12 protein-coding genes and 1 pseudogene are annotated in these 15,024 nt (G+C 67.2%); 9 read left to right on the forward strand and 4 right to left on the reverse strand.

The genetic code is table 11. The features are described 5' to 3' along the window. The first annotated feature begins 20 nt into the window (after positions 1–20). The 9 genes and pseudogenes from ACIUM1_RS05795 to ACIUM1_RS05835 form a co-directional block, all read left to right on the forward strand. Entirely contained in the window at positions 21–854 is an 834-nt protein-coding gene (locus ACIUM1_RS05795; protein WP_406816287.1) for a thioesterase family protein, read from the forward strand. Positions 855–1,104: 250 nt separating this feature from the next. Continuing rightward, positions 1,105–5,409 (forward strand): AAA family ATPase, encoded by a 4,305-nt coding sequence (locus ACIUM1_RS05800; protein ID WP_406816288.1) that lies wholly within the window; start codon positions 1,105–1,107, stop codon positions 5,407–5,409. Positions 5,410–5,533: 124 nt separating this feature from the next. Beyond that, the gene (locus ACIUM1_RS05805; protein ID WP_406816289.1) at positions 5,534–6,310 is read left to right on the forward strand and encodes a hypothetical protein; all 777 of its coding nucleotides are present in this window, start codon (positions 5,534–5,536) and stop codon (positions 6,308–6,310) included. Continuing rightward, complete coding sequence (locus tag ACIUM1_RS05810) at positions 6,279–7,484, forward strand: polyprenyl synthetase family protein (protein WP_406816290.1); 1,206 nt, start codon at positions 6,279–6,281, stop codon at positions 7,482–7,484. The genes ACIUM1_RS05805 and ACIUM1_RS05810 overlap by 32 nt, the downstream gene beginning before the upstream one ends. After that, positions 7,481–7,939 (forward strand): hypothetical protein, encoded by a 459-nt coding sequence (locus tag ACIUM1_RS05815; RefSeq protein ID WP_406816291.1) that lies wholly within the window; start codon positions 7,481–7,483, stop codon positions 7,937–7,939. Before ACIUM1_RS05810 ends, ACIUM1_RS05815 begins: the two co-directional genes overlap by 4 nt. Continuing rightward, complete coding sequence (locus ACIUM1_RS05820) at positions 7,936–8,205, forward strand: hypothetical protein (RefSeq protein WP_406816292.1); 270 nt, start codon at positions 7,936–7,938, stop codon at positions 8,203–8,205. Before ACIUM1_RS05815 ends, ACIUM1_RS05820 begins: the two co-directional genes overlap by 4 nt. After that, positions 8,202–9,224 carry a hypothetical protein gene (locus tag ACIUM1_RS05825; RefSeq protein WP_406816293.1) on the forward strand — a complete coding sequence of 341 codons (1,023 nt, stop codon included), beginning with the start codon at positions 8,202–8,204 and terminating at the stop codon, positions 9,222–9,224. The genes ACIUM1_RS05820 and ACIUM1_RS05825 overlap by 4 nt, the downstream gene beginning before the upstream one ends. After that, on the forward strand, positions 9,217–9,633 hold the full coding sequence (locus ACIUM1_RS05830) for an SCP-2 sterol transfer family protein (protein ID WP_406816294.1): 417 nt from the start codon (positions 9,217–9,219) through the stop codon (positions 9,631–9,633). The genes ACIUM1_RS05825 and ACIUM1_RS05830 overlap by 8 nt, the downstream gene beginning before the upstream one ends. After that, a pseudogene (locus ACIUM1_RS05835) lies at positions 9,618–12,331 on the forward strand (FAD-dependent oxidoreductase); the annotation flags it as partial. The gene ACIUM1_RS05830 and the pseudogene ACIUM1_RS05835, both read left to right, overlap by 16 nt. 375 nt (positions 12,332–12,706) lie before the next feature. Here ACIUM1_RS05835 and ACIUM1_RS05840 read toward each other — a convergent pair. From ACIUM1_RS05840 to ACIUM1_RS05855, 4 genes are all read right to left on the reverse strand, one after another. Then, the gene (locus ACIUM1_RS05840) at positions 12,707–13,108 is read right to left on the reverse strand and encodes a flavodoxin family protein (protein WP_406817551.1); all 402 of its coding nucleotides are present in this window, start codon (positions 13,106–13,108) and stop codon (positions 12,707–12,709) included. A 62-nt stretch (positions 13,109–13,170) separates the two neighbouring features. Then, a complete protein-coding gene (locus tag ACIUM1_RS05845) occupies positions 13,171–13,638 on the reverse strand; it encodes a hypothetical protein (protein WP_406816295.1) in 468 nt (155 codons plus the stop codon). Then, positions 13,635–14,372: a 4-hydroxy-tetrahydrodipicolinate reductase gene (gene dapB, locus ACIUM1_RS05850; RefSeq protein WP_406816296.1), complete on the reverse strand. Its 738-nt coding sequence runs from the start codon at positions 14,370–14,372 to the stop codon at positions 13,635–13,637. The genes ACIUM1_RS05845 and dapB overlap by 4 nt, the downstream gene beginning before the upstream one ends. Positions 14,373–14,415: 43 nt before the next feature. Beyond that, positions 14,416–14,976: a hypothetical protein gene (locus ACIUM1_RS05855; RefSeq protein WP_406817552.1), complete on the reverse strand. Its 561-nt coding sequence runs from the start codon at positions 14,974–14,976 to the stop codon at positions 14,416–14,418. Between the last annotated feature and the right edge of the window lie 48 nt (positions 14,977–15,024).

Consider the following 15,024-nt stretch of genomic DNA (forward strand, 5'->3'; position numbering starts at 1 on the left):
CGTGTCCTATCGTGATAGCGGTGACGATCGAGGATTCCGCCATCATGCCCGAGGCGTTCTTCACTGTCGACGGCGACTCCTATGTTCCGGGCCAGCTGACGCAAGGCCCGTGGGGCGCGGCCATGGGCGGCCAGATCGTCGGCGGCCTGTTGGGTTGGGGCATAGAGCAATCCGGCATCGATCCGGACCTGCAGCCCGCCCGATTCACGGTCGACCTGTTACGCCCGGCGATGCTGGTGCCGGTGCAGATCCGGACCTCGGTGCAGCGGGAAGGCCGGCGCATCAAGCTGGTCGACGCCACATTGATTCAGCGTGACACGGTCGTCGCGCGGGCCAGCGCGCTGTTCCTGCGCCGCGGTGAGCATCCCGAAGGCCAGGTGTGGTCGTCGCCCGCGCAAATGCCGCCGCTTCCGGCGTCGACGGACGGCTTTCCCGACGAGATGCCGTTCCACATCTGGGGATACGGGGCGACGTTGCAAGGCAGTCCGGGAATCGCCGCCGGCGAGTGGGAGCAGACCCACTCCCAGAAGTTCGCCTGGGCCCGGCTCTTTCGCCCGATGGTGGATGGGCACCCGCTCACACCATTCACCCGCCTGGCGTTCGTCGGCGACATCACCAGTTCCCTCACCCACTGGGGCACCGGCGGATTGCGCTACATCAACGCCGACTACACCGTCACCGCAAGCCGATTGCCGGACGGCGAGTTTCTCGGGCTGGCCGCCCAGAGCCACTACGGCACGGCCGGAGTCGCCACCGGCGCCGCGACGCTGTTCGATCGGCACGGACCCATCGGCACCAGCTCGGCGCTGGCGCTGGCCCAACCCGCGGACGCCTTCAAGCCGACCTTCGCCTAGCCGGACGTCACCCCATCGGCTGTGCGGCGACCCCTCAGCCGGGCTCCAGACCTCGGATAGCGCCTGGTATTGGGCTATGCTGCTGTGCACTACCCGCCGAACGGATCTGCACAGTCCCGCAGCGGGGGGACCGTCACTCCGGTGGGTGGAGATTCCCGTGGAGGGGAGCCGCCATGCACATGCGCTCCGACTCGCGATCCCCTTGCAGCGCCATCCGACGGACGGCGCCCACCACGGAGCGCCTCGGGCCGTGACGACTCCGCTACTGGACCTCGACGGCCGTGTCGCCGACCGACGGCAGGAGCTCAGGGAGCTCCGGAACGCGGTGGCGACGGCCGAACGGGTCAGCGGAGGGTGCGTCCTACTCAGCGGGGTCCCCGGAGTGGGAAAGTCGACGCTCATTCAGGCGTTCGGCGTCGAGATCGCCCGTCGCAATTGCGTATTCGCCTACGGGAGGTGTCGAGACGGCGGGCCGGCTCCGTACTCGGCCTTGGCCGACGCACTGAGCTCGGTCGTCCGCACCATGGAGGCCACCGGCCCGGCCGAGCGTGATCGTTGGCGTGCCGAACTCGTCAGCGAGATGGCGGGGTTTGCGGGCGTCCTGTCGCCACTCGTACCTGAACTGGCGCCGGTGCTGGGCGAGTCCTCGACCGATGCCGGCCTCGATGCGGCAGATGCTCGCCATCGTCTGCACCGCGCCGCCATCCTGCTGGTGTCGACCACCGCGTCCTACCGTCCGGTGGTACTGGCGATCGATGACCTGCAGTGGGCCGACCGGGACACGCTGTTGCTGTTGTCCGAATTGTTGACCGTGTCGCTTCGCAATGTCCTGGTGGTCGGCGGCCACCGCGCGGGTGAGTTCGACCCGGCCGCCGGGGGCATCAAATCGGAGAACCTCAGCACCATCGAACTGCAACCGCTGGCCCCCGAACACGTCGAGGAGCTGCTGGCCGACGTGTGCGGTCAGAGCGTGGAGCTGGCCGACGTGGCCGCCGAGTTCCACCATCGCACCGGCGGCAACCCACTGCAGGTCCGTCAGCTGTTGTACCGCGCGCAACGCGAAGGGGCGCTGCTCCCGGTGGGGCCGGGCGGGCGCCCCGGTTGGGACCTGCGCGTCCTGGCATCGCTCGAGGTCACCGCGACGGCCGCGGAGTTTCTCGGCCGCTACCTCGGCCAGCTGAGTCCGCAGGATCGGTCGGTGTTGAGTTCGCTGTCCTGCTTCGGTGGCGAATTCGACCTGAACGACGCTACGGCGGCGGCCGGGCGGTCGCCCGATGTGGTGGCCAAGGCGCTATGGGCGTGCCTCGAGCTTCGCCTGCTCGAGGCGGTCGACAGTGGCGGCAGACGGATCGCCAACGCGATCAGCCGCGACGCCCGGTACCGGTTCAGCCATGACCGGGTGACCGAGGCGGCGCGCGTCGGCCTGTCCGACGGCGAGATCCGCGAGACCCACTTGCGCATCGGTCGCTGGCTGATCCAGCGGGGGGACGACCGGCTGTTCGAGGCCGCGCGCCACCTCGGCATCGGTGGACGCGGGCTGACCGACAGCACCGAGCGGGTCGGCTATGTCGACGTCCTGCGGCGCGCGGCACAAAAAGCACGGGCCCAGGCTTCCTTCCCGTTGGCGCTCGACTACTGCCGGGACGCGTTGAGTCTGCTCGGTGCGCAGCGCTGGACCGCACACTTCGATCTGACGCGGCAGCTGCAGCTCGACGCCGCCGACGCCGCGCTGCTGGTCGGTGACGTAGGGGCGCTGAATTCGCTACTCGACGAGGTCGAGGAGGTGCTGCGCGACCCGCCCGACCGCGCGCGCATCGCTTACCTCCGGCTCAAAGGGCGGGTCGCGGAGAACCGTCTGCAGGAGGCGCTCGAGATCGGGCTGCAAACGCTGGCCGAGCTGGGCGAACGAGTGCCGACCGACGCAGGCAAGCCACGCATGGGCAACGCGATCGTGCGGATGATGATGACGACCCGCCGCTGGAGCACCGAGCGGCTGCTGCAGCTACCGCACTGCGATGACCAGCGGGTCATCGAGATCCACCGCATTCTTCTCGAACTGCGCAACATGTCGTACCTGGTCCGGCCCAACCTCATGCCGTTGTTCGTACGAAAGCAGCTCGATCTGACGTTGACCCACGGTCACACCCCGTATTCGCCGCTGGTGATCGGCGGTTACGGGGTCATCCGAGTAGTGCTCGGCGATCGCACGGGCGGCCAGCGCTTCGGCGAGGTAGCCATGCGGCTTGCCGAACGTCCGGAATTCCGGGAGGCCCGGCCGCAGACGGTGTTTACGCATCTGAACTTCATCCGCCACTGGCGCCACCCGGTACGAGACGGCCTGGCTGAGCTCCGCGACGCCATCGAGGAAGCACTCGACCAAGGCGATCAGGAGTACGCCGGATTTCTGGTCGCGGCCCTGCTCGCTCAGTCGGTCTGGGTGGGTCGTCCACTCCCGGAAATCGATGCCCTCGCCAGCTCGCTCATCCCCCACATTCGTTCCCAGCCCGTGCCCAGCGCGCTTTGCCTGGGCACGCATCAGTTCTGCCTCAACCTGATGGGCCGCAGCGCCGATGCCCTGCTTGTCGCGGGTGAGAGCGGTTTCGACGAGCGAGACGTGCTGCCGGCCGCCCGCCGGGAGGGGGACGAGGTGGCGCTGAGCGCGGCCGCCGCCCGGCAGCAGGCATTGCACTTCTGGTGCGGCGACTACGCCGGTGCAGTCGCCGCCACACCCGAGTCGATCGAACATGTCGGCGGCATGGCGGGCTCCGTGATCTCCCAACTCATCTACCTGATCGGGGCCCTGAGCATGATTCGGTGTGCGCCGCGGAATCGCTCGACCGCCCCCTTCGTACGCCGGACACTGGCCATGCACCGCAAGTGGGCGGCCGGCGCACCGGAGAACTACGCGGCGCCGTACGCCCTGCTCCAGGGCTCGTGGGCCCGAGCGCAGGGTCAACACACCAAGGCGGAGCGCTACCTTCACCAGGCGATCGAGCTGGCGGAGGAAAACCAGCTCCCCGTGATCAGCGCCTACGCCCACGAGGAGGCCGCCGCCCTCTACGCGGAACTCGGACGAACAATGCTGCGCGAGCACATGCTGCGCTCGGCATACCAGCGCTGGCTGAACCTGGGTTTCACCGTGCGCACGGACCGGCTCGCGCGGGAGCACCCATGGCTACTCAGACGCGACCTCACGACGGGCTCGACCGGGATCGACCCGGTCGGCGCGCATCAGCTGGTGCGCGCGCTGTCCGGGGCGGCGAATCCGGAAGGATTGGCCAACATCATCCTGGGCTCGGTCGCGGAAACCACGGGGGCCGGCCGCGTCCTGCTGCTCACCGGCGAAGCCGAAAATCTGTCGGTCCGGGCCATGCAGGATCACGGCCACATCTCGATCGTCGAGGGACCGTGGACCGAGGTTGCCTACGACAGGGACGTCGTGCGCCGCGTGCTGGACGGTGGCTCGCCGGTCATCGTCGCCGCCGAGCATCAGGCGCCGTCCATACTCGCTGCTCCGATCAGGGTGCATAACAGGACAATTGGTGTCATCTACGCCGAGCAGGACGAGCCCGGCAGACACTTCGGCGCCGACCACGAGCAGGCGGTCACCTTCCTGTGCGCCCAGGCCGCCGCTCCACTGTGGAACTTCCAGCTCGAGGCGCGACTACGGGCCGCAGACGAGCACCGACAGTCCCTGATGGACGCGCAATCGAGATTCGTTCCCAACGAACTGCTGCGCATCCTCGACATCGACGACCTTCGCCGCGTCCGCAACGGCTACCGGGTCGAGCGCGAGATGACGGTGCTCATCAGCGACATCCGTGGCTACACGACCATGATCGAGGACATGAACGTCGGCGAGGCGAGCAACCTGGCGATGGGTTTTCTGCGCGCCGTCGAGCTCCCAATCATCGGCTACAACGGCATGATTCAAGACGTCCGCGGAGATGAGATCGTCGCCGTCTTCGAGTCCGAACCCGACGCCGTGCGGGCGGGACTGGCGATGTTGCGCTCGTTGCGAGCACACAACCGGGAGCGAACAGCGGTCGGGTCCGAAGAACTGCGCGCCGGGATCGGCATCAATACCGGGATGGTCGGAGTTGGACTCGTCGGCGGGGTGAACCGCATGGTGCTCACCATCATCGGCGACGCGGTAAACCTGGCCGCGCGCATCGAGAGCACCAACAAGCGCTACGGATCCGCCCTCCTCATCTCCGACAACACGTACCAGCGCCTCGCCGCGTCGGAGCGGTTCAACGTTCGTCGCATGGAGCGCGTCATGGTGGTCAATCGGCGTCGGCCGGTGACGATTTACGAGGTGTACGACGAGGATTCGGCTCCGCTTCGCGCCGCGAAGCGCGCCGCACAGCCGGCGTTCGACGAGGCCTTTGCACTATTCGACGCGGGCGACGTCGATGGGGCACGCGCGGCCTTCGAACGATGCCGCGAGCTGCTGCCCGACGACCCCGTCGCACCGCTGCATCTCGCCCACTGCGACGCGGTGGCGCGCGGTGAGATGACCCCTGGTCAAGAGGTAGCACTCCTGAATAAGTAGCGCACTACTCCACTTTTGAAACTTTGCTGAAGCGATCGCGCGAGTGTGGTAGTTGTCTCATGATTTGTACCGACAGCCACGGGCGGGTCAAGGAGCACTAGCCATGTACCTGAGTGCAGAGCGGTTGGCCCACGCCAACCAAGCAGTCAAAGAGGCGTTCGGCCAGTGCAGCATTGCCTGGCAGGCGATCCCGCATTGGGACACCGGCGACCCCGGCCAGCTCAATGTCGCCAACGGCCTGCTGGGTGCGAACGCGGGCTTTCTAGCCGTCGGCCCGCCTCCGTCTCCTCCGCCGCCGCCGACGATCCAGCTGACAGTCGCGGAGACAATCGCGCCGACCCCCGACGCGCTGCTCACCGCAGTGATGACAGCGACCAAGACCCTCGCCAACAGCTTTGACACCGACGTCCTCAAGCAGTGCTTTGCGGCACCGAGCGCCACGAATACCATCACCTTCGGGTCGACCGGCGTCCAGGACCTACAGAACGGGCTGATCGGCGCCCGTGTGCTCGTCGAGAACGCCGGGTACCGGGCGCCGTCCTGCCTGGTCACCAATACCGTGGGGTTTCAACAGCTCAACCAGTTGGTCAGTGGCTATTACAACATCGCGCAGCAGATACTGGACGCGGCGAACATCAACTCGCTGTACCGATTCGAGCCGCTCGACGGCACTAACCAAGCGAAGGTCCGGATGGTCTTGATCGGCCGTCGCCGGCGGATCGCGCAAGGCGCGGCGCCGGAGGCATCGCCCGGTGAGGAGCCGGTCGACGTCGCATTCAGTGCCCTCCCCAGCCTGGAGGTCGACGGCGAAACCGCCACGGGCACAATCCAGTTCTCCCCCCGGATCCGCTACGCGGCAAGGATTACCGATGCCACAGGCCTCGTCGCTCTCAAAGTGTGAATCACGTGACAGCGGTACGAACCCGATAGCCTGCCACCCGCTCGACGACTATCTCGCCCTGTGCAAGGAGGCCTGTGACGGCGAGATCGACCGGCTGTACGGCGCCGGCGAGCGCGGATCCACCGGCCTCTACGACCTGATCCTCGACTACCCGCTGCGCGGCGGGAAGGCGCTGCGGCCTGCGCTGAGCATCGCCACCTGCCTCGGCCTCGGCGGCCATCTCGAGGCGGTACTTCCGACCGCCGCGACGCTCGAGCTGTACCACAACGCGTTCCTCATCCACGACGACATCGAGGACGAATCATGGTGGCGGCGCGGCAAACCCACGCTGCACATCGACCACGGGGTGCCGATCGCCGTCAACGTCGGCGACGCGATGTTGTCGCTGTCGCTGCAACCGCTGCTGGACAACGTCGAGCGGGTCGGGCTCGGGCCGGCCCTGCGCATCCTGCGAGCCATCGCCAAGATGACCCGAATGACCGTCGACGGCCAGGCACTGGAACTCGAGTGGGTACGGTCCAACACCTGGCGGCTCGACGACAGCGACTACCTCACCATGGTGGAGCTCAAGACCAGCTGGTACACGTTCATCACCCCGCTGCAGGCGGGTGCGATCGCTGCCGGCGCCGGGCCCGAGCGCATGGCCCCCTTGGAGTCCCTCGGCCGGCACCTCGGAGCGGCCTTTCAGATCACCGACGACCTACTGAACTTGCGAGCGGATCCAGAGGAGTACGGCAAGGAGATCGGCGGCGACATCTGGGAGGGCAAGCGGACCCTGATGCTGTTGCACACCTTGCGATCCGCCGAGCCGAACGACCGGGAACGCGCCGTGGCGATCCTGGCAAAGCGCCGACCGGGACCCGACGGCGAGTTGGAGCTGAACCAGTTGTTGGATCGACTTACCGTCTGCGGGCAACTGTCTGAGGCGGGACGGGCCGAAATCCAGGCTCGACTGCAGGTACACCATCCCTCGGAGGCGAAGAGCCTCAACGACATTCGATGGATCTATGAGCTGATGCACCGAACCGGTTCACTTAAGCACGCCCGGAATGTCGCCGCCAAGCATGCCAAGGAGGCGGCGGTAGTGCTCGCCGGTCTCGACTGGTTCCCCCGCAGCCGCCATCGAGACATGCTGGACGATCTGGTGGACTACGTGCACGGGCGGACCCGATGAACCCCGAATCCATGATCGGCATGCTCGCCGAGCTCGAACGGATCCGCGAGCTCACTCTCGACCTCATCGATCGGGAAACACCGCAATTGCGCCCGGTGCCGCCGGAGGACGCCGGCGGGGCGGAGCGAACCGCGTTCGAGTTGCTTGTCGGCGCACGCCGCGCGGTGCTGGGCAACCCCGCGGCCGCCCGTAGGCTGCACGACCTACTCGTCGCCGAAGGCCGCCGCTACGCAGCCACCCCGCGAGGGGCGCGGCTGCGCGACGCATTGGTCGCCTCCGAAGCCGTCGAGAACCTCCGACGTGTCTGGGAGATGGTGAGCCTCAACGTTCTTGACGGCCCCGCCGCACCCGACGCCGCACCCGATGCCTGGGCGGATCTGCTGGCCGACGTCGTCATCGGGCATGACCTCGACGACTCCATCCTGGCCCGCCTGCGGCCCGAGGGGTTCGCATGACGCTCACCGATCCTCGCGCAGCGCTTGCCGATCAGAGCAATTTCATCGGCTACCTGGTCGGCCTCGCCGGCGTGGCCCGGATGGTCCGCACCCTGGCCGACGACGACCGCCGACCCGACGCATGCCGCGGCCCAGATGACTTCGTGTACGTCCTGCTCGGGCTTGCCGGTCTCGGTGCAGCGATCGAGCGGATCGCCGCACCGATTACGGCACAGCAGAATCCGGCTGTCTCGGCACTCACATCGACCACGCGGTGGCTACGATGAGCGCGCTCTTGGCCCGCAACGACTTCCTCCGCGCGCCGGTGCTGGCCACCGCGCGCCCCACAGGTTTCAAGGAGTGGCACCACTTTGTGGTCCATGGACGCGACTGGCGGCTCTTGATCAACTTCAGCCTCAACAATGAAGGGTTCGGCGCGAACGAGGTCCGGCTTGCGCCGCGCGTCATCGTGATCGCTCACGACGAGAATTGGACCGGCGCCATCGAGCGGTTCGACGAGCGCACCCCGAACATCTCGGCCGATCTGGGTGAGCTGACCATCGGGGGCAACCGGATGACCGTGCTACCCGACGGCTACCACGTGACAATCAACTTGCCCGACAAGGACATTCGGGGTGAGCTACGCTTCACCTCGGCGACCCGGCCGTTCGTGGTCCGCAACCAACCGCTCGGCGACGGCAGGATCAACTGGCTCTTCGTCCCGCGGCTGCGCGCCGACGGATGGCTCTGTATCGGAGGTCGCGAGCACCGTGTGGACGGCGACCTCGCCTATCACGACCACAACTGGGGCCGGTTCCGGTGGGGCGACGACTTCGGCTGGACGTGGGGCACCATTTTGCCGACCGAACCCGGGAACCCGTGGTCAATGGTGTTCCTGCAGACGACCGATCGCAGCCGGCTGCGCTGCCTGTCCCAAGCGGTGTACGTCTGGCACCACGACGAGCCCGCCGCGATATTCCGGCACGCCGCGGTGCGGACCCGCTCGGACGGCCGGCTCGACCGGCCGGCCGATTGCACCCTGCCGCCCCCGATGCGGATGCTGCTGGACGGCGAGGTGCCGGCCGTTCCGGCCCGGATGGATATCACCGCGACACGGGCGGGCGACAGGGTGCACGCCGAGTTCGGCTCGCTTTCGTACGCCCGCCTGGCGCAGCCGAGCGAGGCGTTCCTGGACCGATCGACCGTGCTCTGCGAGACGGGCGGTACCACCCGGGCGAGCGGCACGATCAACGGCGAGCCCTTCGACTTCGTCGGCACCGGCGTATTCGAGTTCCTCTATGGCTGAACGGGTTTCGGCGCTGTTGCGGCGCTCACTCGAGCACCTGGAGGCCGAGGTGCCCGACAGCTACCGATTGCTGGTCGCAGCGCTCGGCCCGATGGTGGTCGAACTCGACGTCGACGGCGAGATGTTTTCGCTGAGCGGTGGTCCTCGACTCCGAGTGTCGGAAGGGGCGGCGCAGCCGGCCGGCGCTCGGATCGCCACCTCGCGAGTCACCATCCTCGACCTGCTCGATGCCAGAGTGGGGCTGGGCCAGGCCGTGGAGAGCGGCAGGGTGCGGGTACGTGGTCCGCTCGACGATGTCCAGCGTGCGCACGATTCGCTGCTGGCGTACGTCCACGCCGCGGTCCGGGCCCCCTCGCAGCCCACACTCCTGTCCGAATTGCGCGCGGGGGCAACATGTCCGAGCGCATAACGACGCCTGCGTCACAGCAACGGCGCCTTACGGTGGCGGTAGTCGGTGCCGGCATCGCCGGCTTGACCGCCGCTCACGAACTCGCGGAACGCGGCTTCGTCGTCACGGTGTACGAGTCACGACAGGATGAACGCAACGGGTTGGGATCCGAGCCGGCGGGAACCTACCCACCCGTCAAGCTCGGCGGCCTGGCCGCCTCGCAATATTCGACGGTGGGCACGCAGGACGGAAGCCAAGCCGAGCTGCGTCCATTCCCGGGACGGCGGGGCCGGCCGCGCAACCCGCAGCGAGCGGTGGCGGGCGAACACGGCTTTCGCTTCTTTCCGGCGTTCTACCTACACATCTGGGACCTGTTCCAACGCATCCCGCTCTATCAGCTGACACAGACGTCCGGCAACACGGCCGCCTGGACACCGACTTCACGCACTGTCTACGACAACGTTCGACGGGTCATCACCAAGGGCACCACGGTGCATGACCGGCCGTCGCTGGTCTTCCCGAGCGAACTTCCACGCAGCCCCGCCGAGTTCCTCGGAATCCTCAGCGAACTCGCAACATTGGGCTTCACCCCCAGCGACGTGGGGACCTACCTGGGCAGGCTGCTGCACTACCTGTCCACCAGCCCGTTGCGTCGCGCGCGGGAACTACAGAACGTATCCGCCTACGACTTCTTGGTCGGACACGACCCCACGACCGGGATCAACAAGTACTCCTATTCGCCCAGTTGCGACATGCTGTTGCGGCAAATGCCAAGGATCCTGGTCGCTCTCGATTCAATCTGGGGCGACGCGCGCACCAACATGAGCACCTATCTGCAGCTGTACCTGAATATGGACCGCCGCGACAACAAGGCTGACGGGGTGCTCAATGGTCCCACTACCGAGTCGTGGCTCGACCATTGGTACCGCCACCTCGTCACACTCGGCGTGAGCTTCGTCCACAACACGGCGACTCGCCTCGACCCTCCGGCCTTCGACCCGGCTCAGCCACCCCAGCTGCGGCCCCGCGCGCGGATCACGTTCGCCGACGGCACCCAAGTGGCTCCCGATTACACGGTCGTCGCCGTCGACGCCCCGGCAGCCGAATACATCAGCACCGCGCTGCGCTCGGCGGGCACCGGCGGAACCGTGGCCAGACTGGACGGTTTCACCACCATCCCTCCCCCGCCCGACGGTCCGCTGCAGCCCCAGACCACGCGGCCGCAGCACCGACGGAATCCCTACTCGATGGACGAGATGGGACGGGTGCCATGGGATCGGTTCCAAACACTGTGCGGCATCCAGTACTACTTCGACACGGAATTTCAATTGCTCCGCGGGCACATCTTGCTCACCGGCACGGAGTGGGCGCTGTCGTCGATCAACCAGTCTGGATTGTGGGAGAAGCGGCCGATTCTGGACCGCGACGGTTGCATCTCGGTGCTCTCGGTGGACATCGGGGATTTCAACACCCCCTCTTCCCATCTGGTCGACGCTTCCGGGCGGGGTAAGGCGGCCCGCGACTGCACACCCGACGAAATCGCCGCGGAGGTATGGCGCCAGATCATCTCCGCGCTCACCAGTTGCCCGGGATCCGCGGGGGAAGAGGTCATGCCGTGGCCCGCGTGGTATGCACTCGACCGCGGGCTGGTCATGGCGGCCGGACCCGGCCAGGGCCATGGCCGGATAATTCGCAACGAGTCACCGTATCTCGTTCCCATCGTCGGCGACTGGAACAACCGGCCCGGCAGCGACCCGTGGAACCCGCACGGAACGTCGTGGACTACCACCCCGGATGACGACGGGTGGCTCGAAGATCTCACGCAGCGCAATGTCTGGCAGGCCCGCCACGGTGGCTACCAGGTGCACAACAATTCGGTGGTCTTCGCGGGCACGTGGAACAAGACGTTCACCCGGGTGACGTCGATGGAGTCTGCGTGCGAGTCGGGACGACATGCCGTCAATGCCATTCTGGACCACTACATCTGGGTCGAATCGGGTGGCCGCGATCGCCGCGAGAAGAGCCCCGCGCTCTACTGGGAATTCCCATACGGGTTCCTCGATCAAGGTCTGTCGAGTCCGATCCGGATGCCGACACCGGCCGGTGACTACTGCTACGTGTTCGACATCGAAAACCGTGAGCCGGCCGACACCCGCGCGCTGCGCATTCTCGACTCGAGATTCTACGAGCACTCGCTACCGCATCCGTTGGACGCACCGGCCGGGTTTTCGTTCACCACCCCTCCGCCCCCTATCCCGCACTAGCTGGAGGTCAACAAATGTCCATGCCCGCAACGGATTACAACCAGCAGTTGCTCTGCTATCTCCAGAATTGGCGGCAGCTGCTGGAGCAGTGGGCGGCCATGGCGGCCGGGTCACCCTTCCTGACCGCGCCGCCCGTGCTGCCCAACGCGGCGGCGGGAGGGCAGAACATGGCACCGTTCATGCCCTTCATGCCGTACATGCCCGTCATGCCGCCGATGCCGTTCATGCCGCCGATGCCGATGGGGCCGCCCACCGTTGCGGGGTCGCCGGTGCCACCCGCGCCGGCCGACTACACCCAGCAGCTGTTCGGTTACCTCCAGGCGTGGCGGCGGTACCTCGAGCAGGCGACGGGCGCAAGTCCGGCGTGGACCCCGCCGTCACCGACCCCGGCTCCCGCCGACGACGCCGACAGCGGTCCTCCGCCGAATGGGCCGAATCCACCCGAAACCCCCAGCGGGAGCATGGACACGATACCGCCGAAGGTGATCGACCGGCCGCCCGTCATACCTTGGCAGAGCCAGATCGCAGCGCCCAAGGGCGACCCGCTGGCAACGCCGTTCGACCGCTTCGGCGAGCGAATCAGCAGTCACGGCTTACCATTCCAGATGGCGGACCCGGCCGTCTTAGCGGCTCGGCCCATCACCTCGCACCCCATGTCGGAAGCGACCGCGCACCCCGAAATGGGCTCGGCCTTTCTCACGACAATGGCTAACGCCGAGCCCACTGCATCGCCGCAGGTTGAGCCGAGGTCGCTGTTCTCCACCCCGGGCGCCTCCACAAGCTTCCCGCAACACGGTGAAACACACTCGCCCTGACCGGTTTTGGACGATTCACTCCATCAACTGTGCGGCGACCGTCGCCCCCAGGTTCCAGCAGGCATCGACGTCGTCCTTGCTCGGCTTGCCTGAAACCACCACGGTCTCTGCGGCTTTCACCCAACCCAGGCCGGTCGTGATGGTGTTGACGGCACGTTCGGCGCCCTCGGTGCCCTCGTTGCCGTGCAGGTATAGACCGAATGGTCGCCCGCGAGTCGAGTCGAGCAGTTGGTAATAGGCGCAGTCGAACGCGTGTTTGAGGGCGCCCGAGATGTAGCCGAGGTTCGCCGGGGTGCCCAGCAGGTAACCGTCGGCGGCCAGCATCTCGGCCGGCGAGACCGTCAGCGCCGGGCGCCGCAGCACGTCCACACCCTCGATGTCGGGATCGGTGGCGCCGGATACCACCGCCTCGAACATCTCGTGGGTGTGCGGCGACGGCGTGTGGTGCACGATCAACAGCGTCTTGCGCGGTGTTTGGTTCACGGGCGGCCCTGCAGGTCTCGGTGTAAGTCCAAGGCGGTCTTCATGGCCTCGCGGGCGCGGCGACGATCGCCCGCGTAGTCGTAGGCGCGGGCCAGCCGATACCAGCGCCGCCAATCGTCCGGGTGGTCCTGCACCTCGGCGCGCACCGTGGCGAACAGTTCGTCGGCCGCGTCGCGCCGGATGCGGCCCGACGGCCGGCGCGGCAGCGCGCTGATGTCCAGTTCCATTCCGTCGGCCGCGATCAGCCGGGCCAGCTTCTGGTGCGCGAATCCGGCGCGCAGGGTGGCGATCATCGCCCACAGCCCGATCACGGGCAGGATGAGCACCGCGAGCCCGAGGCCGACGGCGGCGGCCCGGCCGGAGCCGATCATCGCGACGGCCACCCGCCCCAGCAGCACGACATACACCAACAGCGCGACGCACATGAAGGCGACGAGCAGTTGAGTGCGCAGCGCTTTGGTCATTGCAGGTTGAGCAGCGCCTCGAGACCCACCGTCAGGCCGGGGTGTTCCTTGATCCGCCGCACCGCCAGCAGCACGCCGGGCACGAACGAGGTCCGGTCGATGCTGTCGTGGCGGATGGTCAGCGTCTCCCCCTCGGTGCCGAACAGGATCTCCTGATGGGCGACCAGGCCGGCCAGCCGCACCGAGTGCACCGGGATGCCGTCGACGTCGGCGCCGCGCGCACCGGGCAGGCTGGTGCTGGTGGCATCGGGATTGGGCGGCAAGCCTTTTCGCGACTCGGCGATCAGCTTCGCGGTGCGCGTCGCAGTGCCCGACGGGGCGTCGGCCTTGTGCGGGTGATGCAGCTCGATCACCTCGGCCGAATCGAAGAAGGGCGCGGCCTGCTTGGCGAAGTGCATCGACAACACCGCACCGATGGCGAAGTTCGGCGCGATCAGCACCGACGTGTTCGCGCTGTCGGCGAGCCAATCCTGCACCTGCTGCAGCCGCTCGGCGGTGAAGCCCGTGGTCCCCACCACGGCGTGAATCCCGTTGTCGATGACGAACTTCAGGTTGTCCATCACCACGTCGGGATGGGTGAAGTCGATGACGACTTCGGTATCGCCCTCGGTCAGCAGGCTCAGCGGGTCGCCGGCGTCCACTTCGGCCGACAGGGTCAGGTCCTCGGCGGCCTGCACGCCCGCCACCATCGCCGATCCGACCTTGCCCTTGGCTCCCAGCACTCCTACCCGCATGGCCTTCACCCTAGCCCGGGGCTTGGAGGGCTTCTCGCGCCGATCAGGTGTGGACGACAAAGCCCGCTTCGGTGTAGGGAGCGTGCTGCTCGGGATCGTTGATCGTGATGTACAGGTCGCCTGCCGTCGGCATAACAAAGCCGACGAATCCATGCGCGGTCTGCCCGTCGTGCAGGCCCCCCGATTGCAGCGGGGGCATCTTGTCGAGCCTCTGGAAGTCGACCGCCAACGTTGCGGGCTGGGGCGCATCGTCGGGATGGGTCCAGGGCTGATTGCCGCCGCCGTATCCGGCGAAAACATAGGAGTGCTTGAACTGGAAGAATCGGTGGGACGTCGCGGTGATGGTCAGTTCCACCACGTTGCATGCGGAGCCAGGCGTCGGATTCGCGAAATGAGAGGCGCACCCCGGCGGTAACCACGTCGCACTGTTGACAGTGATGTCGGCCGTCGCGCCGCTGGCCGCCCGCGCATGCACGGGCACGCCCAACTGACCGATCGGGAACGGAGCACTGTCGGACGCGGTATCGGCCGAACCTGAGGGGCACGGGCATGCGGCAAGGACCACGATGACCGCGGCTGCCGCAAATCCAAATCCCGCGCGCACCACGGGAGATTACCCGCAGCGCTGCCAGGAGAAACGCCGGACTGTCCG

Source organism: Mycobacterium sp. M23085 (genome assembly GCF_045343915.1).
Taxonomy (GTDB): domain Bacteria; phylum Actinomycetota; class Actinomycetes; order Mycobacteriales; family Mycobacteriaceae; genus Mycobacterium.

What these genes read in the sequence shown, in the direction of transcription:
- ACIUM1_RS05810 (WP_406816290.1), top strand. Translation starts at nt 6,279, where the DNA reads ATGCCACAGGCCTCGTCGCTCTCAAAGTGTGAATCACGTGACAGCGGT.
- ACIUM1_RS05815 (WP_406816291.1), top strand. Translation starts at nt 7,481, where the DNA reads ATGAACCCCGAATCCATGATCGGCATGCTCGCCGAGCTCGAACGGATC.
- ACIUM1_RS05820 (WP_406816292.1), top strand. Translation starts at nt 7,936, where the DNA reads ATGACGCTCACCGATCCTCGCGCAGCGCTTGCCGATCAGAGCAATTTC.
- ACIUM1_RS05825 (WP_406816293.1), top strand. Translation starts at nt 8,202, where the DNA reads ATGAGCGCGCTCTTGGCCCGCAACGACTTCCTCCGCGCGCCGGTGCTG.
- ACIUM1_RS05830 (WP_406816294.1), top strand. Translation starts at nt 9,217, where the DNA reads ATGGCTGAACGGGTTTCGGCGCTGTTGCGGCGCTCACTCGAGCACCTG.
- ACIUM1_RS05840 (WP_406817551.1), bottom strand. Translation starts at nt 13,108, where the DNA reads ATGTTCGAGGCGGTGGTATCCGGCGCCACCGATCCCGACATCGAGGGT.
- ACIUM1_RS05845 (WP_406816295.1), bottom strand. Translation starts at nt 13,638, where the DNA reads ATGACCAAAGCGCTGCGCACTCAACTGCTCGTCGCCTTCATGTGCGTC.
- dapB (WP_406816296.1), bottom strand. Translation starts at nt 14,372, where the DNA reads ATGCGGGTAGGAGTGCTGGGAGCCAAGGGCAAGGTCGGATCGGCGATG.